The sequence below is a fragment of the Methylobacterium sp. GC_Met_2 genome, from assembly GCF_026540795.1.
Classification (GTDB): Bacteria; Pseudomonadota; Alphaproteobacteria; order Rhizobiales; family Beijerinckiaceae; genus Methylobacterium.
In genome coordinates, this window is the sequence record NZ_JALNUM010000100.1 from 1 (window position 1) to 22,274 (window position 22,274).

The window sequence follows — 22,274 nt, forward strand, 5'->3', positions numbered from 1 at the left end:
ATCTGCTTAGGTGCCGCGGGTGCTCAGAGCAGGGCTCGAGAGAGCGACTTGGGCTCTGCCCAGGACCCGCAAAAGGTCTCGAGCTTTCGAAACCGGGATCTGAGGTCGTTCCCGGCCACGAGGCGGCCGGGAACGACGCCGTGGCTTAGAGCCGGCCGGTGACCAGCAGGACGATCAGCACGATCAGCAGGATGCCGCCGAGGCCGAAGCCCGGACCGCGATAGGCGCCGCCGCCGAGGAAGCCGCCGCCGCCGAAGGCCAGGATGATCAGGATGATAAGGAGGATGGTAACAAGGGACATCTGGCGAGAACTCCGAACGGTCGCGCTGGTGCGAGCGTGACCGTTCAAACGCTGCGACAATCCGTTCCGTTCAATCGCCGCCCCAGCTTTTGTGAGAAAAATACGGATGAGGCCTTAGGCCTCAGGCGTGCCAGTCCGGCAGCGGATCCTGCGGGGCGCCGAGCCAGCCCGGCACGGGCAGGTTGCGCGCGGTGAGGAAGGCCGGGTTGAACAGCTTCGAGGCGTAGCGCGCCGCCCCGTCGCACAGGATCGTCACGATGGTGTGGCCGGGCCCGAGTTCCCGGGCCAGCCGGATCGCCCCGGCGACGTTGATCCCCGACGAGCCGCCGAGCGACAGCCCCTCCTCCCGCATCAGCCCGAACACGATGTCGAGGGCCTCGCGGTCCGGGATGCGGAAGGCGTGATCCGGGGTGAAGCCGTCGAGGTTCCTGGTGATCCGCCCCTGGCCGATCCCCTCGGTGATCGAGGAGCCCTCGGCCTTCAGGGTGCCGGTCGTGTAGTGCGCGTAGAGCGCCGAGCCCTCCGGGTCCGAGAGCGCGATCTTGACCTGCGGATTGCGGGCGCGCAGGGCCTCGGCGGTGCCGGCCAGCGTGCCGCCGGTCCCGGCCGCGCAGACGAAGCCGTCGACCCGGCCGCCGGTCTGCGCCCAGATCTCGGGGCCGGTGCCGTCCACATGCGCCTGCCGGTTGGCGACGTTGTCGAACTGGTCGGCGAAGAAGGCGCCCGCCGGCTCCGTGGCGGCGAGTTTTTCGGCAAGCCGCCGGGCCACGTGGACGTAGTTGTTCGGGTTGGCGAACGGCACGGCCGGCACCTCGACGAGGCGCGCGCCCGCGAGCCGCAGGGTCTGCTTCTTCTCCTCGGACTGGGTGACCGGGATGACGATCAGCGTCCGGTAACCGCGCACCGAGGCCACCAGGGCGAGACCGATGCCGGTATTGCCGGCGGTGCCCTCCACGATGGTGCCGCCCGGCCGGATCAGGCCCTTCGCCTCGGCGTCCTGCACGATCGAGAGCGCCGCACGGTCCTTCACCGACAGGCCGGGATTCAGGAACTCGGCCTTGCCGTAGATGGCGCAGCCGGTCTCCTCCGAGGCCCGGCGCAGGCGGATCAGCGGTGTCTGGCCGATGGCGGCGAGGACATCGGGGGCAGGTACGCGACTCGGTGCGGTCATTGGGAAAGCCTAAGCAGATTTCGCGAAAATGGCCGCCAATTCCGCGAAAAAAATCTTTGACCCCTCGAAGATCCGAGCGGACGAAGCGTTCGCCTCGATGTACGAGTCCGCTTGAGAGGCTGCACGGAGGCTAGCAAGTCTCACCCGAACACGTGCCCGCCGTTGATCCGCAGGCCGACCGGGTGCCCGGCCGGGTGGCGGACGCCATCGAAATCCTCCACGGCGAACACGCGACCCTCCGTATCCACCACCTCGATCCGCTGGCGGCCTTGCGTCCGGTACGAGCTGCGCACCGTGCCGGACAGGTGCGCGGATTCGGGCTCGGCGAGCTGCAGCTGCCAGGGCCGGACATAGAGCTTCACCGGGCCGATAATGCCGGCCGGCGCGACGACGGGCGTCTCCCGGCCGCGCACCAGCACCCGGCCGCCCTCGGCGATCGCCTCGACCTCGACGGAATCGCCCAGGAACTTCATCACCGTGGCGGAGGCCGGGTTCTCCTGCACCTCGTCCGGCGTGCCGACCTGCTCCAGGCGGCCGCGATCGAGCACCGCCACCCGGTCGGACAGTTCCAGCGCCTCATCCTGGTCGTGGGTGACGAAGATCGTGGTCTGACCGGTGCGGTCATGGATCTCGCGCAGCCAGCGGCGCAGATCCTTTCGGACTTGGGCGTCCAGCGCGCCGAAGGGCTCGTCGAGCAGCAGCACCCGCGGCTCGACGGCGAGCGCCCGGGCGAGGGCGACGCGCTGGCGCTGGCCGCCCGAGAGCTGCGACGGGTAGCGATCGCCGAAGCCCGAGAGCCGGATCAGGTCGAGGAGGTCGCCGACCCGGCGCTTGATCTCGGCCTTGGCCGGCCGGTCGGCGCGCCGCCGCGCGTTCAGCCCGTAGGCGATGTTGTCGGCCACGCTCATGTGCTTGAACAGGGCGTAGTGCTGGAACACGAAGCCCACCGCCCGCTCCTGCACGGCGAGGCCGGTGGCGTCGTCGTCGCCGAACAGGATCCGGCCCCGGTCCGGCGCGTCGAGCCCGGCGATGATCCGCAACAGCGTCGTCTTGCCCGAGCCCGAGGGCCCCAGCAGACCGATCAGCTCCCCCGCCCGCACGTCGAGGGAGAGGTCGTGCAGCACCGCAGCCGTGTCGAAGGTCTTCGAGACGGCCTCGATCCGGATCGCCGTGGAGGGGCGATCCGAGGGGCTGTCAGTGTGCCCGGCCGTGCGCGAGCTCACCGGCGAAACGCCATTCGAGGACGGATTTGAGGACGAGGGTGATGAGGGCAAGGACGGCAAGGAGCGAAGCGACGGCGAATGCGGCGACGAAGTTGTACTCATTGTAGAGGATCTCCACGTGGAGTGGGATGGTGTTGGTCAGGCCGCGGATGTGGCCCGACACCACCGAAACCGCTCCGAATTCGCCCATCGCCCGGGCATTGCAGAGGAGCACGCTATAGAGCAGGCCCCAGCGGATATTGGGCAGCGTCACCGTGCGGAACACGTGGAGGCCCGAGGCGCCGAGCGTCAGCGCCGCCTCCTCCTCGGCGGTGCCCTGCTCCTGCATCAGCGGGATCAGCTCCCGGGCGACGAACGGGAAGGTCACGAACACCGTCGCCAGCACGATGCCGGGCAGCGCGAACAGGATCTGGATGCCGTGATCGATCAGCCAGGTGCCGAACAGGCCCTGGGAGCCGAACAGCAGCACGTAGATCAGACCGGAGACCACCGGCGAGACCGAGAACGGCAGGTCGATCAGGGTGATCAGCAGCGCCTTGCCGGGGAACTCGAACTTGGCGATCGCCCAGGAAGCCGCCAGCCCGAACACCACGTTGAACGGCACAGCGATCGCCGCCACGGTGAGTGTCAGGCGGATCGCGCTCCAGGCGTCGGGCTCCCGGAAGGCATCCAGGAAGGCGGCGATGCCCTTCGAGAGGGCCTGGGTGAACACCGCGAACAGCGGCAGCACCAGGAACAGCGCCAGGAAGGTGACCGCGATGCCAATCAGCACCCCGCGGGTGATGGCCCCCTCGGAGGCGGCCTGGGCCGGCTTGGCCATCGGCACGGAGATCGGGGAGAAAATCTCAGACATAGCCGAACCGCCGCCGTGACCAGGCCTGGATGAGGTTGATGGCGAGCAGCGTCAGGAACGAGATCCCGAGCATGATCGTCGCGATGGCCGCCGCGCCGCCGTAGTCGAACTCGGAGAGCTTGATCACGATCAGCAACGGCGCGATCTCCGACACGTAGGGCAGGTTGCCGGCGATGAAGATGATCGAGCCGTACTCGCCGACCCCCCGGGCGAAGGCCAGGGCGAAGCCGGTCAGCACCGCCGGGATCAGCGGCGGCAGCACCACCTTGGTCAGAGTCGCGAGGCGCGTGGCGCCCAGGGTCGCGGAGGCCTCCTCGATCTCCTTGTCGATCTCGGCGATCAGCGGCTGCACGGTCCGCACCGCGAAGGGCAGGCCGATGAACACCATGGCGATGAAGATGCCGACCGGCGTGTAGGCCGCCTGGATGCCGAGCCGGGCCAACGGTGCGCCGAGCAGCCCGTCCGGCGCGTAGAGCGAGGCCAGCGCGATGCCGGCCACCGCGGTCGGCAGCGCGAAGGGCAGATCGACGGCCGCATCGACGAGCTTACGCCCCGGGAACCGATAGCGGGTCAGCACCCAGGCCACCAGGAAGCCGAACGTGGAGGCCACCAGCGCCGCGACTGCCGAGACGCCGAAGCTGATCCGCAGGGCGCTCGCCACCCGCGGATCGGTGGCGACATTCCAGATGCCGGACAGACCGAGCCCCGAGGCCTTTACCACCAGACCGGCCAGCGGCAGCAGCACGATCAGGCCGAGACAGGTCAGCGTGTAGCCGAAGCTGATCCCGAAGCCCGGAATCACGCTCGGTCGACGGAAGGTCCATCGGGGGCGGGGCGTCTCGACCATGATCCTGGAGCCTCAGCGGCCGGCGCGGCTCAACCGGTCGAACAGGCCGCCGGCGTCGAAGTTCCGCTTCTGGATCTCGTCCCAGGAGCCCTGCAGATCCTCGATCTTGAACAGCTTGATCTCGGGCAGCTGCGCGAGGTCGGCCGGTGCCGCCGCCTCCCGCTTGATCGGCCGGTAATGGTGCTTGGCGAAGATCGCCTGGGCGCGGTCGGTGTAGAGGAAATCGAGATAGGCCTGCGCGGCCTTCGTCGTGCCCTTACGCTCGGCATTGGCGGCCACGAGGGCCACCGGCGGCTCGGCGTAGATCGAGGTCGGCGGCGAAACGATATCGAACTTGTCGGCGCCGAATTCCTGAAGGACCAGATAGGCCTCGTTCTCCCAGGTCGGCAGCACGTCGCCGAGACCGCGCTGCGCGAAGGTCACGGTCGAGCCGCGGGCGCCGGTGTCGAGCACCGGCACGTTCTTGTAGACCTGACCCACGAAGGCATCGGCCTTGGCGGCATCCTTGTCCTGATTGTAGGCGTAGCCCCAGGCCGCCAGGAAGTTCCAGCGCCCGCCCGCGGAGGTCTTCGGGTTCGGGGTGATCACCTTGACGTCGGGCTTCACGAGGTCGGCCCAGTCCTTGACCCCCTTCGGATTGCCCTTTCGGACGAGGAACACCACCGTCGAGGTGTAGGGCGTTGCCGTGTTGGGCAGCTTGCTGCGCCAATCGTCCGGGATCTTGTGGGTCAGCTTGGCGATGGCGTCGATGTCGGACGGGATGCCGAGGGTGACCACGTCGGCGTCGACCCCGTCGATCACCGTGCGCGCCTGCGCCCCTGAGCCACCGTGCGAGGCCCGGACCGTGATCGCCTCGCCGGTCTTGGCCTTCCAGTCCTCGGCGAAGACGGCGTTGATCTCCCGGTAGAGTTCCCGGGTCGGATCGTAGGAAACGTTCAGGAGTGCCGTTTCGGCGGAGGCCTGCACCACGCCGGCCCAGAGGCCGGCGCCGGCCAGCAGGGAAAGCCCGATCGCCCGGACGGCGTGCCCTCGACCCACCACGTTCTTCATCACGTCCGATCCCCGGCCAGTCGCATCGCGCCACAGGGGAACAACCCCCCGGGAACACACGAAATCGTTCTTTTTATCGAACGATGTCAAGCCACGAGCATTGTCTTGCTGGGCCCGTCGGCCAGCGCAAGATCGACGGAAATGGCGAGAAGGCAAGCATCCGCAGCACGCTACGGGGGCGGAACGCATGGATCTTCTCCCGCTCGCAGGATGCGGGGAAGAATCAAAGCGTCTCCGGCAGTTTCGCAGAAAGAACGATCTGATGTGCTTTGGCGCACATCGAATTGCGGGATCCTGTCGTGATGCGGGATGCTGCTGCGACGCCCAGCCGACAGGAAGCGAACCGTGATCGGTCGCGTCTCCGTCAATCCTTCGGCTTCACGAGTTGCGCGATGAGCGCTTCCAGGCGCTCACTCACCGGCGCCGCCAGCGAATCCGCGTATTGCGAACGCAGAGTCCGGCCGAGATGGCGGCGGATTCCAGGGGCCAGGGGCGGCACGTCGGCCGTGGCCTCCACCGGAGCCGGACGCTCGGGATGCGGCTTCGACATGATCGGACATCCCCACGGTGGCTCTGCAACAGACTGGCAAAGCTTGGTTAAGGACCCGTCACTGCCTCTCGTCTTGGACAGGCCCGCCCTGGGTGGGCGCGGCGTTTGTGCAGGCGCTGTCGCAGGCCGGAACTGGCGCCCCGGGGGATACGTTCCCCGCCGTTGAGACAACCAAGCTGCCCGGAGCCTCCTCGTGTCCCGTCCGATCTCCCTGACGACGTTGGTGTTCCTCGGCGCGGCCCTCGCCGGATCTCCCTGTCTTGCCCAAACGAAGCCCGGTGAGATCAAGGGCGTGGACGCCATGGGCGACAAGTCCCGGAGCGCTCAGGACGGCTGGAGCCAAGCCCCCGTTCCCCGGGAGGAATCCGCCGCCAAAGACGCGCCGAATCCCGGCGGCCAGTCGATCAAGGAAAACGCTGACCGCCCGGTCCCCAAGGCGGATCCCGGCGGCACCGCGGCCACGGAGCCGCAAGCGCCCCTCGAGCACCGGACGGCGAGCCCGTCGGGCACGAATCCCTCTGTTCCGAGCAAGTAAAAAAGCGCATTTCCTAAGAGGATGATAACGGCTCAGGCGGACGTACTGCGTCGCCCGCAACACAACTCGAGCCGTGTCACGTCTGTGTCACGCAACCGCACTTGCCTCGTGCACGCTTTTTTGGGACACCCTGGAATTATACCAAGTCGCTTTATGGAGCGGAGATGACGGTCCAGGTCTCAAGGCGTGGCCTGCTCAAGGGGGCCGGCGCCGGTCTCGCGGGCGGTTCGCTGGGCGCACTCGGATTCGGCGGACTCGAGCCCGCCATGGCCGCCGCAGTGCGGCCCTTCAAGCTCGCGCAGATGCGCGAGACCCGCAACACCTGCCCGTACTGCTCGGTGGCCTGCGGCGTCATCCTGTACAGCCTGGGCGACCGGTCGAAGAACGCACGCTCCTCGGTGATGCATATCGAGGGTGACCCGGATCATCCGGTCAACCGCGGCACGCTCTGCCCGAAGGGTTCGGCGCTGCTCGATTTCGTGCATGCCGAGACCCGCACCAAGTACCCGCTGCACCGTGCCCCGGGCACGTCGGAGTTCAAGCGGGTCTCGTGGGATTTCGCCCTCGACCGGATCGCGGCCCTCCTGAAGGAGGACCGGGACAAGAACTTCGTGGCCAAGAACGGGGACCTCACGGTCAACCGCTGGACCACGATGGGCTTCCTCGGGGCATCGGCCACCACGAACGAGACGGCGTGGCTCACCTACAAGACCGTCCGCAGCATGGGGGCCTTGGTCTTCGATAACCAGGCCAGGGTTTGACACGGTCCGTCGGTCGCCAGTTTGGCGCCCTCCTTCGGACGCGGTGCGATGACCAACCTCTGGATGGACATCAAGCACGCGGACGTGATCACCGTGATGGGCGGCAATGCCGCCGAGGCGCACCCCTGCGGCTTCAAATGGGTCGTCGAGGCGAAAGCCCATAACAATGCCAAGCTGATCGTCGTCGATCCGCGCTTCACCCGCACGGCGTCGGTGGCCGATCTCTACTGCCCGATCCGGCAGGGGACCGACATCGCCTTCCTGTCGGGCGTGGCCAAGTACTTGCTCGACAACGACAAGCTGCAGCACCGCTACGTTTCCGCCTACACCAACGCCGGGTACGTGGTCCGCGAGGGCTACGACTTCAGCGAAGGCCTGTTCACGGGCTACGACGCGGACAAGCGCGACTACGACAAGACCACCTGGGATTACGAGATCGGACCCGACGGCTACGCCGTGGTCGACGAGACGATGCAGCACCCGCGCTGCGTGATGCAGCTCCTGAAGAAGCACATCGCGATCTACACGCCCGAGATGGTCGAGCGGATCTGCGGCTCGCCCAAGGAGACCTTCCTGAAGGTCTGCGAGCTGATGGCGACCACGGCTTCTCCCGAGAAGTCGATGGCCTCGCTCTATGCGCTCGGCTGGACGCACCACTCGAAGGGCTCGCAGAACATCCGCTCGATGTGCATCGTGCAGACGCTGCTCGGCAATATCGGCGTGCTCGGCGGCGGCATGCAGGCGCTGCGCGGCCACTCCAACATCCAGGGGCTGACCGATATCGGGCTGATGTCGAACCTCATCCCGGGCTATCTGAACATCCCGGTGGAGAAGGAGCCGACCTACGCGAGCTACAGCGCGAAGCGGCAGTTCAAGCCGCTGCGTCCGGGGCAGACGAGCTATTGGCAGAACTACAACAAGTTCTTCGTCTCGTTCCAGAAAGCGATGTGGGGCGATTACGCCACCAAGGACAACGACTGGGCCTACGACTACCTGCCCAAGCTCGACGTGCCGACCTACGACGTGCTGCGTGGGTTCGAGCTCGCCAAGCAGGGCAAGATGACCGGCTACGTCATCCAGGGCTTCAACCCCCTGCTGTCGTTCCCGAACCGCGCCAAGATGACGGAAGCCTTCTCCAAGATGAAGTTCATCGTGGTGATGGATCCGCTCAAGACCGAGACAGCCCGGTTCTGGGAGAACCACGGCGAGTACAACGACGTCGATCCGACCCAGATCCAGACCGAGGTGTTCGAGCTGCCGACCACCCTGTTCGTGGAGGAGGAAGGCTCCCTCTCGAACTCCAGCCGCTGGCTGCAATGGCACTGGCAGGCGCAGGAGCCGCCGGGCGAGTGCCGCTCGGATATCGAGATCATGTCGGAGATCTTCCTTCGCGTGAAGGCGGCCTACAAAAAGGACGGCGGTGCCTTCCCGGATGCGATCGTCAACCTGAAGTGGGACTACGCGATCGCCGAGTCGCCGACGCCATCGGAGCTCGCCCGCGAGCTCAACGGCTACACGGTGGCGCCGACCCCGGACCTCAACGGGACGATCATCCCGGCGGGCAAGCAGGTCGACGGCTTCGCCCAGCTCAAGGACGACGGGACGACCGCCTGTGGGTGCTGGATCTACTCGGGCTGCTACACCGAGAAGGGCAACACCATGGCCCGCCGGGACAACACCGATCCCGGCGACCGCGGCATCGCCCCGAACTGGGCCTTCGCGTGGCCGGCCAACCGGCGCGTGCTCTACAACCGCGCCTCGTGCGACCCCGAGGGGCGTCCGTGGTCGGAGAAGAAGAAGCTCATCGAGTGGAACGGCAAGCAGTGGATCGGCTTCGACGTGCCGGATTATGGCGTCACCGTCGCTCCCGATAAGGGCGTCGGGCCGTTCATCCTGAACCAGGAGGGCGTCGCCCGCCTGTGGACCCGGGGTCTCATGCGCGACGGGCCGTTCCCGACGCATTACGAGCCCTTCGAGTCCCCGATGGCCAACATCCCGTTCCCAAAGATCAAGGGCGCGCCCGCGTCCCGGATCTTCAAGGACGACCTGGCCGATCTCGGCACCGCGGAGGAGTTCCCCTACGCGGCGACGAGCTACCGGCTGACCGAGCATTTCCACGGCTGGACCAAGCACGCCCGGATCAACGCGATCCTCCAGCCGGAGGCCTTCGTGGAGATCTCGGAGGAGCTCGCCAAGGAGAAGGGCATCGCCCGGGGCGGCTGGGTCCGCGTCTGGTCGAAGCGTGGCTCGCTCAAGGCCAAGGCCATGGTGACCAAGCGGATCAAGCCGCTGATCTGCGACGGCAAGCCCGTCCACGTCGTCGGTATCCCGCAGCACTGGGGCTTCATGGGCCACACCAAGAAAGGATGGCATCCGAACTCGCTGACGCCGGTCGTGGGCGATGCCAACACCGAGACGCCGGAGTTCAAGGCCTGGCTCGTGAACATCGAGCCGACCACGCCCCCGTCGGATGCGGTCGCGTAAGGGGAGCTGAATCATGGCCGACTACAGCTCCCTCGACATCCGCCAGCGCTCCGCCTCCACGGAGACGCCGCCGGAGATCCGCCGCCAGGTGGAGGTCGCCAAGCTCATCGACGTGTCGAAGTGCATCGGCTGCAAAGCCTGCCAATCGGCCTGCGAGGAGTGGAATGACCTGCGCGACGACATCGGCGTGAACACCGGCAGCTATCAGAACCCCCACGACCTCACGCCGAAGTCGTGGACCCTGATGCGGTTTACCGAGTACGAGAACCCGGAGACCAACAACCTCGAGTGGCTGATCCGCAAGGATGGCTGCATGCACTGCACCGAGCCGGGCTGCCTGAAGGCGTGCCCGTCGCCGGGCGCGATCGTGCAGTATTCCAACGGCATCGTCGACTTCATCGAGGAAAACTGCATCGGCTGCGGCTACTGCGTGAAGGGCTGCCCGTTCAACATCCCGCGCATCAGCCAGACCGACCACAAGGCGTACAAGTGTACCCTGTGCTCGGACCGGGTGGCGGTGGGTCAGGCTCCGGCCTGCGCCAAGGCGTGCCCGACCGGTTCGATCATGTTCGGCACCAAGCAGGCGATGATCGAGCAGGCCGAGACCCGGGTCGTCGACCTGAAGTCGCGCGGCTTCGCGCAGGCCGGCCTCTACGATCCGGCCGGCGTCGGCGGCACGCACGTCATGTACGTGCTGCACCATGCCGATCAGCCGAGCCTCTACGCCGGCCTGCCGAACGACCCGAAGATCTCGCCGCTGGTGGCCTTCTGGAAGGGCGGCGCCAAGGTGTTCGGTCTTGCCGCGATGGGCTTTGCGGCGGTTGCGGGCTTCTTCCACTATGTGACGGCCGGCCCGAACGAGGTCGTGCCGGAGGAAGAGGAAGAGGCGGTCGAGTACGACGAGGCCAAGCGCCGGGAGACCGGCGGCGATGAGGCCCGGCCGCACTAGCACAACGGTCTCCCTCCCCCCTCTGCGGGGGAGGGTGGCCCCCGAAGGGGGTCGGGAGAGGGGAGCGACGGAGCAGGATGGGGTGTGCCCGTCTTGCAGGCCGCGCGCCCTCTTCTGAACCTGGGTTCCCCTCTCCCGACCCCTGCTCCGCAGGGGCCACCCTCCCTCGCAGAGGGGGGAGGGAGCGCGCGGATCCGATAGCGACAGGATGGAGACGGCGCAGCCGTCCCACCCTATCTTTGAATTCCAGAGCCGCCACGCGGAGCCGGCACCGCATCAGGCGCGAGAAGGCCGATGACGATCCAGAACGATATCCGGGACGGCGAGTCCCGCCCCCTGCACCACGCCAAGTCCGCGGCGCCGGAGGTGCTGTACGTCCCGCGCTATACGGGGGTGCAGCGCGTGAACCACTGGATCACCGCGATCTTGTTCACCGTACTGACCCTCTCCGGGCTGGCGATGTTCACGCCCTACCTGTTCTCGCTGACCGGCCTGTTCGGCGGCGGGCAGGCGACCCGGGCGATCCACCCGTGGTTCGGCGTGGCGCTGGCGGTGAGCTTCTTCTTCCTGTTCGTGCGCTTCTGGAAGCTCAACATCCCCAACAAGGACGATGTCGCGTGGTCGATGAAGATCGGCGACGTGGTCACCAACCGCGAGGACCGGTTGCCCGAACTCGGCAAGTACAATGCCGGCCAGAAGGGCGTGTTCTGGGGCCAGACCGCGCTGATCGGCGTGATGTTCGTCACCGGGCTGGTGATCTGGAACACCTATTTCGGCGGATTGACCTCCATCGAGACCCAGCGCTGGGCGCTGCTCGCCCACTCGCTCGCCGCCGTGATCGCCATCGCGATCATCGTGGTCCACATCTACGCCGGCATCTGGGTGCGCGGCACTGGCCGGGCGATGGTCCGCGGCACGGTCACGGGCGGCTGGGCCTACCGGCATCACCGCAAGTGGTTCCGGCAGATCGCCGGCGGCAAGGCCCGCCACGGCTCGGTGGACAAGCGCGGATCCTGAGTGGTGGCCAATTTCTTCAAGCGGAAATCCGCGGACAAGACCCCGACACCCGCGGAGGCGCCAAAACCCCGCCGCCGGGACTTCAACGAGCTGAAGCCCGATCCCGACAAGATCGGGATTTCCGGCTCGGTCCCGTTCGTCCGCCTGCCCGACCCCACGACCCTGTTCGCCGACCGTGCGGCGCGCCTGGACGAGGCCGCCCCCGGGCACCCGCTGGAGGCCTATCTCCGGTTCGTGGCAGAAGTCGCCCGCGCCCAGGCGGCGATCCAGGCCAAGGTGGCGCTCCCGCCGCCGCCGGACGGCGCCGATCTGGCGCTGCGCAGCGAGCACGGGATGCCGCCGCTGTCGCGGCACGGACTGGAGGCCGATCCGGGCCTCGACGCGTGCCTGCTGGCGCTGCTCGACGCCCTGGATCTCACGACCGCGCCCGAGGCTTCCGCCGCGGCCCGGGAGAGCCTGCGCGCCGCATCCCGGGAGGATCGCCTCGATCTGGTGCTGCAGGTCTTCGAGGGTGCGCTGCCGGTCGATCGGATCGCGGAATGCGTGTTGGTCTCCGCGGCGCTGCAGGTCCGCCTCGCCGAGCAGGCGGCCGCCCTCGATCCCAAGATCCTGAAGCCGGTTGCGGACGGCGTCTGCCCGTGCTGCGGCGGCGCGCCGGTGGCGAGCGTCGTCGTCGCCTGGACCCCGGCCGACAAGGCCCGGTATCTCAGCTGCTCGCTCTGCGGCACCTACTGGAACCACGTCCGGATCCGCTGCACCGCCTGCGGCGACGGCGAGAACATCAATTATTACGGGCTCGACGAGGTCTCGAAGGATGTCCAGGTCGAGACCTGCACGACTTGCCACAGCTACATCAAGCATCTGCACCAGCATCGAGCCCCGCGGCTCGACCCGGTGGCGGACGACATCGCGTCCTACGGGCTCGATCTGAAGATCGCCGAGGAAGGGTTCCGGCGGGCCGGGCTGAACCTGCTGTTCGTGATCTAAGACCGAGTCCGGCCGAACGGTTCGGTCCGCGTCGTCGTGAGCGAAGCGACGTGACCCGAGGCAGCGCGACCTCGGGCGTCGTGGCACCGACCGGTTTGCTTCCCTACGCTCATAGGGACAGGGGCGGCCGGGGAACCTGCCGCTGCCTGCTCAGCGGTAGCCGTACCGGCTCTTGGCGGCGGCCAGGAGGTGCAGGGCTTCGCCCGACTTACCGGCCGAGCATTCTGCCGCGGCCTGCGAAAGGTCGGCGTTGAAGCGGTCGCCCACGGGCTTGTTGAGGTTGCCGGTGGCCACGTCGCTGTCGACGATCGCCTTGGTGCGCGCGATCTCGGGACCGCAGCCACTGCCGGTGGGCAGGGCCATTGGGGCCGGGATGACGGGCGAGGGTTCCATGACCGCCGGGGTGGTACGCTGCTGGCAAGCCGCCAGCGCCGCGACGGCAAGGGCGGCGAGGCTGAGGCGCATCGGGAGACGGGACGCGGGCACGGCGATCATCCTGTTGGGGCGCGGAGGCAGCGCCGCCAGGGTTTTGGGCCGAGCTTGGCAGTGGGTCAATCGCCACCACGACACGCCATGCTGGCGCGCGACGCGGGACGTTGGGCACCGGAACTGTGGGATTCCGCTGTCATTGAAATGGTTTGGCGCGCGCTGCGAGCGGTTCGGTTCAACAGCGCGCGCCGAATCGTGAGCGCCTACTTTGCCTTGTCGGCGAGCGCCTTCAGGCCGGAATCGTAGATGCCCTGGATCGCGTCGACTGCGACCGTGTCGGGGGCGCCCTTGGCGTTGAACGTCCCGGTCCACGTCACCTTCGAGCCGGAGCCCTCGGGGGCGACCGAGAGGGTCGACTTGTAGTCGGCGACCGGAAGCGGGCTCTCCAGGATCGTGTAGGTGTAGCTCATCACCTTGTCGTCCCGGGAGACCTGCTCCTCCTTGATGGTGCCGCCGCCTTTCAGGCTCAGCGTGCGGACCTTCATGCCATCCTGATCGGACAGGGCGCATTTCTCGATGGCCGGGTGCCAGTCACCGATGCCGCAGAACTCACCGATCGTCTGCCAGACCTTGGCCGGCGGCGCGGCGATGTCGGCCGTGCGCGTCACATCCAGGGCGTAGCCCGGCACGGTGGCCGCGGCGAGCGCCAGGGCGGCGAGGGGAAGGGACCGGCAGAAAGCGAAAGGCATCTCGGGGGTGTCTCCATCCGTCTCAGGTCGCGGCAGGCGCCGCGCGGGCTCTGGGGCCGCCGGGGAGCTAAGCCTGGATCGCCCCGGCGGCAATGGGGCAGGGCATCGGAACCCGGCCTTCGGGTTCAGACGACCCGATCGCTGATCGTCTGCGCATACGGCATGGAGCCTCGGACGGAGGGACATGCCTCCGTTCGGTCGCTCAACCGGCCGAGGTTCGGGTGGCGGGCCCACCCGTCGCGTTCGGGGAAGCGCCCCGCCAGATAGACCACGACCGTCCTGGCCGCGATGTCGCCCAGAATGACGCCGTCGCCCACGGTCCGGGCGCGGCCGCCGTCGATCTGGCGGCGCTGGCGGGCCTAGGGGCTCGGGGTCGCGCCGATCAGCCGGGCGATGCTCGGCCTACCAACTGTCGTCGTCGGCCTGGGCGGGGTAACCGTAGCCCGTGGCCGGAGCGTAGGCGGGCGGGGCGACGGGGCGGTAATAGGCAGGCAGCGAGCGGCGGCCCATCTGGTCGCCATCCGCCAGCGGGTCGTCCGTCCCATAGGGGTTCCGGGCGACGCGTGTGCCGCGCGACCGGCCCTCCGCCACCGGGGCATCCATCCCGTCGATCACCACCCGGGTCCGGCCCATACCCTCGGCCTTGACCAAGGTGAACAGGGTCGCGGCGTTGCGCACCGACAGGCGCACGCAGCCATGCGAGGCCGCCCGCCCGAGGTTGCGGACATGGTTGGTGCCGTGGATGGCGTGGCCCTGGTTGGTGAAGAACATCGCGAAGGGCATGGGCGCGTCGTCCCACTCCTTCGAGAAGTGCGTGCGCTCCATCCGGAAGGGACGATAGGATCCCGAGGGGGTGTCGTGGCTCTCGACGCCGGTGGAGACGGGCCAGGAATAGCGGGGCTGCCCGTCGACCGTGACCTCCATGCGCTGGGCGCTCTTGTCGACGTTGATCAGCACGTCCGCGGCGGCCGACGCCGGGACGGTGGCCCACAGGAGCAGGGCGGACAGAACCGAGACCAGACCGATACGCATGCGAGACTCCGACCGGAAAACCGCGACGGTTTGCCGACACGCTAAGCCTTTGGCAACGCCAAGGTTCCGGCGGGCCCCAACCCTGCGCAGTCACGCTGTGCTGAGTGCCGGCCCGGCGCCGCCTTGATCCGGGTTCGGGCGGTCCGGCACGAACCGTGCTGTTGCCGACCGGCCGGTTGACAGCGGCCCGGGCCCGGGCGCCTCCTCCGGCTGGGAGCCGATCGCGTTGCGATCCGCTCTCAGTGTTTGCTTGGCCGCGCTCTCCTGCGCCGAACCGGCGTCCATTTCGGCGGCGAGCGCTCTGAAACCGGTTCGGAGTTCCCATGGCCCTCGACCCCGCCCTCGCCGCCGAGATCGAAGCCTCCGTGGCGGAGGGGTTTGCCGATCAGGTCGCCCACACGCAGGCGCTGGTCCGGTTCGCCTCCCTGCGGGGCGAAGAGCATGCCTGCCAGGATTACGTGTTCGATCAGTTCCGTGCCCGCGGCTACGCCACCGAGCGCTTCGCCATGGACCGGGACGCCATCGCGGCCCATCCGGGCGGCTCGAAGATCGACGCCGCGCTCCATTCGGACGCGCCGATCGTGGTCTGCCACCACCGGCCGAGCACCGAGACGGGTCGTTCCCTGATCCTCCAGGCGCATGTCGACGTGGTGCCGCCGGGTCCCCTCGACCTCTGGAGCCATCGGCCGTTCGATCCGGTGATCCAAGGCGACTGGCTGTACGGGCGCGGCGCCGGCGACATGAAGGCCGGCCACGCCGCCAACCTGTTCGCCCTCGATGCCCTGGCCCGGCTCGGCCTGCAGCCGGCAGCTTCCGTGACGGTCCAGTCGGTGGTCGAGGAGGAATCCACCGGCAACGGTGCCCTGATGACCCATCTGCGCGGCTACCGGGCCGACGCCGTGCTGATCCCCGAGCCGGAGGACGAGAAGCTGGTGCGCGCCAATACCGGCGTCCTCTGGTTCACCGTGGAGGTCCGGGGCGTGCCGGTCCACGTCCGCGAGATGGGGGCGGGTGCCAACGCCATCGACGCGACCTACCGGGTGATCGGGGCGCTGCGCGCCGTCGAGGCCCGCTGGAACGCCGAGAAGGCGTCGCACCCGCATTTCGAGGCCGAGGAGCACCCGATCAACCTCAACATCGGCAAGATCGAGGGCGGCGACTGGGCCTCCTCGGTCCCGGCCTGGTGCCGGATCCATTGCCGGGTCGCGCTCTATCCGGGCGTGACCGCCGCGCAGGCCGCCGCCGAGATCGAGGCCGCCGTTGCGAGCTTCTCCCGCACCGACCCGTTCCTAGCCAACAGCCCGCCACGGGTGGTGTTCAACGGCTTCTTCGCGGAGGGCTACGTTCTGGAAGAGGGCTCCGCGGCCGAGGCGGTGCTCGGCCGCGCGCACGAGCGGGCGATCGGGTCACCGCTCCAGAGCTTCATGACGGCAGGCTACCTCGATACCCGGGTCCACGCCCTCTACGACCGGGTGCCGGCGCTGTGCTACGGCCCGACGTCCCAGAACATCCACGGCTTCGACGAGCGGGTGAGCCTCGCCTCGGTGAAACGAATCACGACCACCATGGCGCTGTTCGTGGCCGAGTGGTGCGGGACGGAGCGCAAGGCCGGGTAACGTGGACCGGCCGGGGCTCAGCGCGGGCCCCTTCTCCCGTGCGGGAGAGGGGCATGTCGCGCTCGAAGGGCACCGAGGCGCGGATATCCCGCTCGTGGTGCCTCAGGGGACCAACCGGTCCGCGCGGAGTTCGGCGAACAGGTCGTAGAACGCGTCGTCGGTCGGCTGGTAGGCCGTGAAGCCGAGGCGGCGGCTCTTGCTCATGTCGGTCACGACCTCGATCGGCCGGCCGAGATCGGCGTCCGTGTGCCAGGGGGAAGCGAGTTTTTCGAGGTTCGGCTCGGCCAGTCCGTAGCGCTGCGCGATCTCCGCCCAGGCCGGACCGTCCTGCGCCATCCGGGGCTCAAGCGGCCGGTGCGTGCCGTCGAACGCCACCGCCTCGATCCCGAACCAGGCGGCGATCCGCCCCCACATCCAGCTCCAGCGGAAGACGTCGCCATCGACGACGTTGAACGCCTCGTTGGCGGCCTTGGGCTCGGTGGAGGCCCAGAGCAGCTGACGGGCGAGCAGCCGCGCGTCGGTCATGTCGGTGAGGCCGTTCCACTGCGCGGCCGAGCCCGGGAAGATGAACGGGCGCCCCAGCTCCCGGCACAGGGTGGCGTAGCAGGCGAGCGTCGTGCCCATGTTCATGGCATTGCCGACCGCCTTGCCGATGATCGTGTGGGGGCGGTGGACGCTCCAGGCGAAGCCGTCGCGCGCGCTGGCCGCGAACACCGCATCCTCCTGCGCGTAGTAGAAATTCTCGATGTCGAGGCGACCCTGGTCCTCGCGGAACGGCGTCTGCGGCAGGGTGCCTTTGCCGTAGGCCTCGAACGGGCCGAGATAGTGCTTCAGCCCGGTCACCAGGGCGACGTGACGGATGCTCTTCTTCGGGCGCAGCGCATCGAGGACGTTCTCGATCATGGCCCGGTTGACGCGGATCATCTCCGCCTCGGTGGGCCGCCGCTGCCAGGTCGCCAGAAACACGTGGGTCGGTGCGAGTTCGGCGAGCGCTCGCTCCAGCGAGGCCGGATCCTGCAGGTCGCCGGCCACCGGCTCGACGCCCGCCTGGGCCACCGGGTTGCGCGCGAGGCCGGCAACCCGCCAGCCCTCTCGGGTGAGCAGCGCCGCGGTGGCGCTGCCGACGATCCCGCTGGCGCCGACGATCAGGGCGGTGTTCGACATGCAAAGCCTCGTGCCCGGCACAAATCCGGGTCTCGGGCAGATGGGCACGGGCGGTGTCGCAACAACCCCACGCTGTAGGGCGGCACCCATGCGCAGGGCTCGAGTGCGGGTTTCGAAAGGTCGAGACCTTTCGCGGGTCCAGGGCGGAGCCCTGGCGTCGGGCTTCGCCCGAGACGGTCAGGGCTCCGCCCTGACAACCCACCAAAGGGCGAGCCCTTTGGAAACCCAGATCAAAAGCTTCAGGCGGCCCGGTCGATCGCCGCGCCGAGGATGTCGACGATTTCGCCGATCTGGCCGCGCTCGATGATCAGCGGCGGTGACAGGGCGAGGATATCGCCCGTGATCCGGGTCAGCAGGCCGCGCTCGAAGCAATCCACGAACACCTCGTAGGCGCGCTTGCCCGGCGCATCCGGTCGCGGCGCCAGTTCGACGCCGGCGACCAGCCCGATCGTGCGGATGTCGACGACGTTCTTGCGCCCGCGCAGGTCGTGGATCGCCGCGGCCCAATCGTCGGCGATGTCGGCGACGCGGGTGAGCAGACCCTCCTCCCGGTAGATGTCCAGCGTCGCGATCCCGGCCGCGCAGGCGATCGGGTGCCCGGAATAGGTGTAGCCGTGGAACAGCTCGATCCCGTCCGGACCGTTCATCAGCCCGTCATGCACCGCCCGACTCGCGAACACCGCGCCCATCGGCACCGTGCCGTTGGTCAGACCCTTGGCACTGGTCACCAGGTCCGGGACGACGCCGAAGAAATCCGTCGCGAAGGGCGCGCCCAGGCGGCCAAACCCGGAAATGACCTCGTCGAAGATCAGCAGGATGCCGTGCTTGGTGCAGATCTCGCGCAGGCGCTCCAGATAGCCCTTCGGCGGCACCAGCACGCCGGTCGAGCCCGCCACCGGCTCGACGATGCAGGCCGCGATGGTCTCGGCCCCGTGGAGGGCCACCAGCCGCTCCAGATCCTCGGCGAGCTCCGCCCCGTGCTCGGGCTGGCCCTTCACGAAGGCGTTGCGGGCCGGGTCGTGGGTGTGGCGCAGGTGGTCGGTGCCGTTGAGCTGCGGGAAGACCCGCCGATTCGACACGATGCCGCCCACCGACAACCCGCCGAAGCCGACGCCGTGATAGCCGCGCTCGCGGCCGACAAGCCGGGTGCGGGTGCCCTGGCCGATCGCCCGCTGATAGGCGAGCGCGATCTTCAGGGCGGTGTCGACCGATTCCGAGCCGGAATTGGTGAAGAACACCCGGTCGAGGCGCTGATCGGGGCCGCCCGGGGCGATCTCGGCGAGGCGCTCGGCGAACTCGAAGGCGATGGGGTGGCCCATCTGGAAGGTCGGGGCGAAATCGAGCGTCGCGAGCTGGCGCTCCACGGCCGACGCGATGCCCCGCCGCCCGTGGCCGGCATTGACGCACCAGAGGCCTGCGGAACCGTCGAGGATCCTGCGGCCGTCATCGGCGGTGTAGTGCATGCCTTCCGCGGAGACGAGCAGGCGCGGCGCCGCCTTGAACTGGCGGTTGGCCGTGAACGGCATCCAGAAGGCGTCCATCGCGGGCGTGTTGCGGAGCGGATGGTCGGTCATGGGGCGGCTCTCCGGGGCAGGCGGCGCGGATCGGGCAACGAGACCAGGGGACACCTTCGCCGATCGGACAACAAGTCCTTTTCTGGTCGCCGCCAACCCCTTGCAGGAACGGGGCCGCGGGTGGCACCGTTGCGGAATCCGCAACACCTGAAACGGGCCTAAGCCGGATGAGCATCGATGTCGGCGCGCGCCTCCGCTTCGTGCGTGCCCGCCACGGCCTGTCGCAGCGGACGCTGGCCAAGCGGGCCGGGGTGACGAATTCCGCGATCTCGTTGATCGAGGCCAACCGGGTGAACCCCTCGGTGGGCGCCCTCAAGCGGATCCTCGACGGGGTGCCGATCGGCATGGCCGAATTCTTCGCCCTGGAGCCGGAGCCCGAGCGCAAGGCGTTCTTCGCCGCCGAGGAGCTCACTGAGATCGGCCGTCGGGCCGCCAAGGGGGCGATCTCGTACCGTCAGGTCGGCGACAGCCTGTTCGGGCGCAAGCTCCAGATCCTGAGGGAGCGCTACGAGCCCGGCGCCGATACCGGCCGGGTGCCGCTCTCCCACGAGGGCGAGGAGGGCGGCATCGTGCTCTCCGGCCGGCTGGAGGTCACGGTGGATGCCGAGCGCCGGATCCTCGGCCCCGGCGACGCCTACAGCTTCGACAGCCGGCGGCCGCACCGCTTCCGCTGCGTGGGCCCGATCCCCTGCGAGGTGGTGAGCGCCTGCACGCCGCCGAGTTTCTGAGGCGGCGTCCCACGGGTCCGGATGAAACACCCGTCCTGTCGCGTGCAGACGTTGCGGTCGCCCGGCAGACGGGCGCATGCAGGGTGTCGTCTGAATTCATCATGCTGCGCGAGGATCGATGGCCGTCACCACCGCCGCCCCGGCCGCCGGATCCGGAACGAACCAGTCCGCCCGGGCGGCGCTGGCGGCGTTCGTGGGCACCACGATCGAGTGGTACGACTTCTTCATCTACGGCACGGCGGCGGCCCTGGTGTTCGGGCCGCTCTTCTTCACGGCGGAATCGCCCTACATCGCCACGCTCTCGGCCTTCGGCACCTTCGCGGTCGGGTTCCTGGCGCGGCCGCTGGGCGGCCTGATCTTCGGGCATCTGGGCGACCGGTTCGGGCGCAAGCGGGCGCTCGTGGCGACGCTGGTGATGATGGGCATCGCCACCTCGGGGATCGGCCTGCTGCCGACCTACGCATCGGTCGGCCTGTGGGCACCGGTGATGCTGGTCGTCCTGCGGCTGATCCAGGGGCTCGCGGTCGGCGGCGAGTGGGGCGGGGCGGTGCTGATGGCCGCCGAGCACGCGCCGGCCGGGCGCAACACCTTCTTCGCCTCCTTCGCGCAGCTCGGCAGCCCCGCCGGGCAGATCCTGTCGCTGCTGGCCTTCCGGCTCGCGGGCCTGCTCGACAAGGAGAGTTTCCTGGCCTGGGGCTGGCGGGTGCCGTTCCTCGTCAGCATCCTGCTGCTCGCGGTCGGGCTCGCGATTCGCCTCGGCGTCGCGGAATCGCCGGCCTTCGAGAAGGCCCGGGCCGCCGGTGGCCCGCCGCCGGCCCCCGTGCGCGAGGTGCTGACGACCTGCCTCAAGCCGGTGCTGCTGGCCGCCGGCGCCAACACCTTCGCGATCGCCTCGGTCTACCTGTTCAACACCTTCATGATCGCCTTCACCACGCAGTATCTCGGCATCGCCCGGGCGACGATCCTCGACGCCCTGCTGATCGCCGCCGTGGTGCAGTTGATCATGACCCCGGTGGGCGCCCGGATCGCCGAACTCATCCGCAACGAGCGCCTGTTCCTGCAGGGCACGCTGATCTGGGCGATGCTGGCGCCCTATCCGCTGTTCTGGCTGGTCGAGACCAAATCGGTGCCGCTGATCGTGGTGGGCCTCGCGCTGAACGTGATCGGCAGCGCGACCTTCTACGCGGTGATCGCGGGCTACCTCGCGGGCGCCTTCCCGACCCGGGTGCGCTATACGGCGATCTCCATGGCCTACCAGTTCTGCGGCGCGCTGGCCGGCGGCCTGACGCCGATCGTCGGCACCGTGCTGGCCGAGCGCTTCCAGGGCCATTGGTGGCCGATCGCCGTGTTCGGCACGGTGCTGGCGGGCGTGTCCTTCATCTGCGTGACGCTGATCGGCGGCTACCGGGCGCGCCAGCGCGGCTTTCTCGACGACTGAGGCGGATCGATCGAAAGCCGTCGATCCGCGTAACCTCGGATTCAGGCGAGCGGTCTAGCCTCCACCGCATGGATCCCGTCTCCGTCGCATCCGCCGTCCAGATGCTGGGCGCGGCCCAGAACCAGCAGATCGGCGTGGCACTCGCCCGGCAGCAGCTCGCGGCCGACAAGGCCGTGGCCGGCCTCGTGGCGGAGGGCGCCCAGAGCGCGGCGAGTGCCGCGCCGCCAGCGCCCCCCGGCCAGGGCCTGAGCGTCGACCTGCGGGTCTGAGAGCCTGCCCGACCCGGAGCACCGGATTTTCCGCCGCGCGGACCGATCGAGTCGTGGCTTCGAAAGGTCGAGACCTTTTGCGGGTCCAGAACGGAGACCGGGTCAACACCGCCCTGGCCAGCGCGTATGGCAGTTCGCCCAGCTGGGATCAGCGCTTGCGCACGAACTCCGTGCGCAGGACCAAGCCCTTGATGGTGTCGTGGCGGCAGTCGATCTCATCGGGATCGTCCGTGAGGCGGATCGACCGGATGACCGTGCCCTGCTTGAGAGTCTGGTTCGCGCCCTTGACCTTCAGGTCCTTGGTGAGCGTGACCGAATCGCCATCGGCGAGGACGTTGCCGGCCGCATCGCGGACCTCGGCCCGAGCCGGCGCCGCGGCTGCCTGACCGGGTGGGAGCCACTCGCCGGTGGCCTCGTCGTACACGTAAGTCTCGTCGTCGCCCGTCAAATCCCAAACCCCCGGTTCGGATCGGGCCGGGTCCGTCAGGATCTCTCAGGCCCGCATCCGCGCATCCCGCCACACCGAACCGATCATTGATTCGGCGGG

Annotated in this window: 22 protein-coding genes; 9 read left to right on the forward strand and 13 right to left on the reverse strand. The window is 68.6% G+C overall.

Annotation, left to right across the window (positions count from 1 at the left end; translation table 11 throughout):
- Positions 1–145: 145 nt before the first annotated feature.
- The 7 genes from OXS49_RS25450 to OXS49_RS25480 form a co-directional block, all read right to left on the reverse strand.
- Complete coding sequence (locus OXS49_RS25450) at positions 146–301, reverse strand: hypothetical protein (RefSeq protein ID WP_007563230.1); 156 nt, start codon at positions 299–301, stop codon at positions 146–148.
- 121 nt (positions 302–422) lie between these two features.
- Complete coding sequence (locus tag OXS49_RS25455) at positions 423–1,472, reverse strand: cysteine synthase A (protein WP_267427447.1); 1,050 nt, start codon at positions 1,470–1,472, stop codon at positions 423–425.
- A 140-nt stretch (positions 1,473–1,612) separates the two neighbouring features.
- Positions 1,613–2,695: a sulfate ABC transporter ATP-binding protein gene (cysA, locus tag OXS49_RS25460; RefSeq protein WP_267427449.1), complete on the reverse strand. Its 1,083-nt coding sequence runs from the start codon at positions 2,693–2,695 to the stop codon at positions 1,613–1,615.
- Positions 2,667–3,515, reverse strand: coding sequence for a sulfate ABC transporter permease subunit CysW (gene cysW, locus OXS49_RS25465; RefSeq protein WP_267427470.1), 849 nt, complete (start codon positions 3,513–3,515; stop codon positions 2,667–2,669). Before cysW ends, cysA begins: the two co-directional genes overlap by 29 nt.
- A 25-nt stretch (positions 3,516–3,540) precedes the next feature.
- The gene (cysT, locus tag OXS49_RS25470; RefSeq protein ID WP_267427451.1) at positions 3,541–4,395 is read right to left on the reverse strand and encodes a sulfate ABC transporter permease subunit CysT; all 855 of its coding nucleotides are present in this window, start codon (positions 4,393–4,395) and stop codon (positions 3,541–3,543) included.
- Between the two features lie 12 nt (positions 4,396–4,407).
- Complete coding sequence (locus OXS49_RS25475) at positions 4,408–5,445, reverse strand: sulfate ABC transporter substrate-binding protein (protein WP_244001978.1); 1,038 nt, start codon at positions 5,443–5,445, stop codon at positions 4,408–4,410.
- Between the two features lie 364 nt (positions 5,446–5,809).
- Positions 5,810–5,995, reverse strand: coding sequence for a hypothetical protein (locus OXS49_RS25480; protein ID WP_244001980.1), 186 nt, complete (start codon positions 5,993–5,995; stop codon positions 5,810–5,812).
- A 193-nt stretch (positions 5,996–6,188) separates the two neighbouring features.
- On the opposite strand from OXS49_RS25480, the gene OXS49_RS25485 reads away from it, so the two are divergent.
- The 5 genes from OXS49_RS25485 (at position 6,189) to fdhE (ending at position 12,728) form a co-directional block, all read left to right on the forward strand.
- A complete protein-coding gene (locus tag OXS49_RS25485; protein WP_244001982.1) occupies positions 6,189–6,530 on the forward strand; it encodes a hypothetical protein in 342 nt (113 codons plus the stop codon).
- A 164-nt stretch (positions 6,531–6,694) separates the two neighbouring features.
- Complete coding sequence (gene fdnG / locus OXS49_RS25490) at positions 6,695–9,775, forward strand: formate dehydrogenase-N subunit alpha (protein WP_267427453.1); 3,081 nt, start codon at positions 6,695–6,697, stop codon at positions 9,773–9,775.
- A 13-nt stretch (positions 9,776–9,788) separates the two neighbouring features.
- Positions 9,789–10,724, forward strand: a complete 936-nt coding sequence (fdxH, locus tag OXS49_RS25495) for a formate dehydrogenase subunit beta (protein ID WP_244001987.1) — start codon at positions 9,789–9,791, stop codon at positions 10,722–10,724.
- A gap of 294 nt (positions 10,725–11,018) precedes the next feature.
- Positions 11,019–11,741, forward strand: a complete 723-nt coding sequence (locus OXS49_RS25500) for a formate dehydrogenase subunit gamma (RefSeq protein WP_267427455.1) — start codon at positions 11,019–11,021, stop codon at positions 11,739–11,741.
- A gap of 3 nt (positions 11,742–11,744) precedes the next feature.
- Complete coding sequence (fdhE, locus tag OXS49_RS25505; protein WP_267427457.1) at positions 11,745–12,728, forward strand: formate dehydrogenase accessory protein FdhE; 984 nt, start codon at positions 11,745–11,747, stop codon at positions 12,726–12,728.
- A gap of 150 nt (positions 12,729–12,878) precedes the next feature.
- On the opposite strand, the gene OXS49_RS25510 is transcribed toward fdhE, so the two are convergent.
- The 3 genes from OXS49_RS25510 to OXS49_RS25520 all read right to left on the reverse strand — a co-directional run bounded on the left by OXS49_RS25510 (position 12,879) and on the right by OXS49_RS25520 (position 14,938).
- Positions 12,879–13,223 (reverse strand): hypothetical protein, encoded by a 345-nt coding sequence (locus OXS49_RS25510; protein ID WP_244001994.1) that lies wholly within the window; start codon positions 13,221–13,223, stop codon positions 12,879–12,881.
- Positions 13,224–13,420: 197 nt separating this feature from the next.
- Positions 13,421–13,906, reverse strand: coding sequence for an SRPBCC family protein (locus tag OXS49_RS25515; RefSeq protein ID WP_243919873.1), 486 nt, complete (start codon positions 13,904–13,906; stop codon positions 13,421–13,423).
- Between the two features lie 402 nt (positions 13,907–14,308).
- Positions 14,309–14,938: a L,D-transpeptidase gene (locus OXS49_RS25520; protein ID WP_267427459.1), complete on the reverse strand. Its 630-nt coding sequence runs from the start codon at positions 14,936–14,938 to the stop codon at positions 14,309–14,311.
- 323 nt (positions 14,939–15,261) lie between these two features.
- Between OXS49_RS25520 and OXS49_RS25525 the strand changes: the two genes are divergently transcribed.
- A complete protein-coding gene (locus OXS49_RS25525; RefSeq protein WP_267427460.1) occupies positions 15,262–16,554 on the forward strand; it encodes an ArgE/DapE family deacylase in 1,293 nt (430 codons plus the stop codon).
- A 102-nt stretch (positions 16,555–16,656) separates the two neighbouring features.
- Here the strand turns inward: OXS49_RS25525 and OXS49_RS25530 are convergent, their stop codons facing one another.
- A complete protein-coding gene (locus OXS49_RS25530) occupies positions 16,657–17,718 on the reverse strand; it encodes an SDR family oxidoreductase (RefSeq protein WP_267427462.1) in 1,062 nt (353 codons plus the stop codon).
- A 239-nt stretch (positions 17,719–17,957) separates the two neighbouring features.
- Positions 17,958–19,292 carry an aspartate aminotransferase family protein gene (locus tag OXS49_RS25535; protein ID WP_244002002.1) on the reverse strand — a complete coding sequence of 445 codons (1,335 nt, stop codon included), beginning with the start codon at positions 19,290–19,292 and terminating at the stop codon, positions 17,958–17,960.
- A gap of 167 nt (positions 19,293–19,459) precedes the next feature.
- Between OXS49_RS25535 and OXS49_RS25540 the strand changes: the two genes are divergently transcribed.
- From OXS49_RS25540 to OXS49_RS25550, 3 genes are all read left to right on the forward strand, one after another.
- The gene (locus tag OXS49_RS25540; RefSeq protein WP_267427465.1) at positions 19,460–20,020 is read left to right on the forward strand and encodes a cupin domain-containing protein; all 561 of its coding nucleotides are present in this window, start codon (positions 19,460–19,462) and stop codon (positions 20,018–20,020) included.
- A 118-nt stretch (positions 20,021–20,138) separates the two neighbouring features.
- Positions 20,139–21,458, forward strand: coding sequence for an MFS transporter (locus OXS49_RS25545; protein ID WP_244002007.1), 1,320 nt, complete (start codon positions 20,139–20,141; stop codon positions 21,456–21,458).
- 68 nt (positions 21,459–21,526) lie between these two features.
- A complete protein-coding gene (locus OXS49_RS25550) occupies positions 21,527–21,727 on the forward strand; it encodes a hypothetical protein (RefSeq protein WP_244002009.1) in 201 nt (66 codons plus the stop codon).
- Positions 21,728–21,875: 148 nt separating this feature from the next.
- Here OXS49_RS25550 and OXS49_RS25555 read toward each other — a convergent pair whose 3' ends face one another.
- Entirely contained in the window at positions 21,876–22,175 is a 300-nt protein-coding gene (locus OXS49_RS25555; protein ID WP_267427468.1) for an alkylphosphonate utilization protein, read from the reverse strand.
- Positions 22,176–22,274 lie beyond the last annotated feature (99 nt).

Coding starts and splice junctions, on each gene's coding strand:
- OXS49_RS25450 (WP_007563230.1), bottom strand. CDS start 301: ATGTCCCTTGTTACCATCCTCCTTATCATCCTGATCATCCTGGCCTTC.
- fdxH (WP_244001987.1), top strand. CDS start 9,789: ATGGCCGACTACAGCTCCCTCGACATCCGCCAGCGCTCCGCCTCCACG.
- OXS49_RS25455 (WP_267427447.1), bottom strand. CDS start 1,472: ATGACCGCACCGAGTCGCGTACCTGCCCCCGATGTCCTCGCCGCCATC.
- OXS49_RS25525 (WP_267427460.1), top strand. CDS start 15,262: ATGGCCCTCGACCCCGCCCTCGCCGCCGAGATCGAAGCCTCCGTGGCG.
- OXS49_RS25535 (WP_244002002.1), bottom strand. CDS start 19,292: ATGACCGACCATCCGCTCCGCAACACGCCCGCGATGGACGCCTTCTGG.
- OXS49_RS25515 (WP_243919873.1), bottom strand. CDS start 13,906: ATGCCTTTCGCTTTCTGCCGGTCCCTTCCCCTCGCCGCCCTGGCGCTC.
- OXS49_RS25545 (WP_244002007.1), top strand. CDS start 20,139: ATGGCCGTCACCACCGCCGCCCCGGCCGCCGGATCCGGAACGAACCAG.
- OXS49_RS25550 (WP_244002009.1), top strand. CDS start 21,527: ATGGATCCCGTCTCCGTCGCATCCGCCGTCCAGATGCTGGGCGCGGCC.
- OXS49_RS25500 (WP_267427455.1), top strand. CDS start 11,019: ATGACGATCCAGAACGATATCCGGGACGGCGAGTCCCGCCCCCTGCAC.
- cysT (WP_267427451.1), bottom strand. CDS start 4,395: ATGGTCGAGACGCCCCGCCCCCGATGGACCTTCCGTCGACCGAGCGTG.
- OXS49_RS25475 (WP_244001978.1), bottom strand. CDS start 5,445: ATGAAGAACGTGGTGGGTCGAGGGCACGCCGTCCGGGCGATCGGGCTT.
- OXS49_RS25480 (WP_244001980.1), bottom strand. CDS start 5,995: ATGTCGAAGCCGCATCCCGAGCGTCCGGCTCCGGTGGAGGCCACGGCC.
- OXS49_RS25520 (WP_267427459.1), bottom strand. CDS start 14,938: ATGCGTATCGGTCTGGTCTCGGTTCTGTCCGCCCTGCTCCTGTGGGCC.
- OXS49_RS25510 (WP_244001994.1), bottom strand. CDS start 13,223: ATGATCGCCGTGCCCGCGTCCCGTCTCCCGATGCGCCTCAGCCTCGCC.
- cysW (WP_267427470.1), bottom strand. CDS start 3,515: ATGGCCAAGCCGGCCCAGGCCGCCTCCGAGGGGGCCATCACCCGCGGG.
- OXS49_RS25530 (WP_267427462.1), bottom strand. CDS start 17,718: ATGTCGAACACCGCCCTGATCGTCGGCGCCAGCGGGATCGTCGGCAGC.
- OXS49_RS25540 (WP_267427465.1), top strand. CDS start 19,460: ATGAGCATCGATGTCGGCGCGCGCCTCCGCTTCGTGCGTGCCCGCCAC.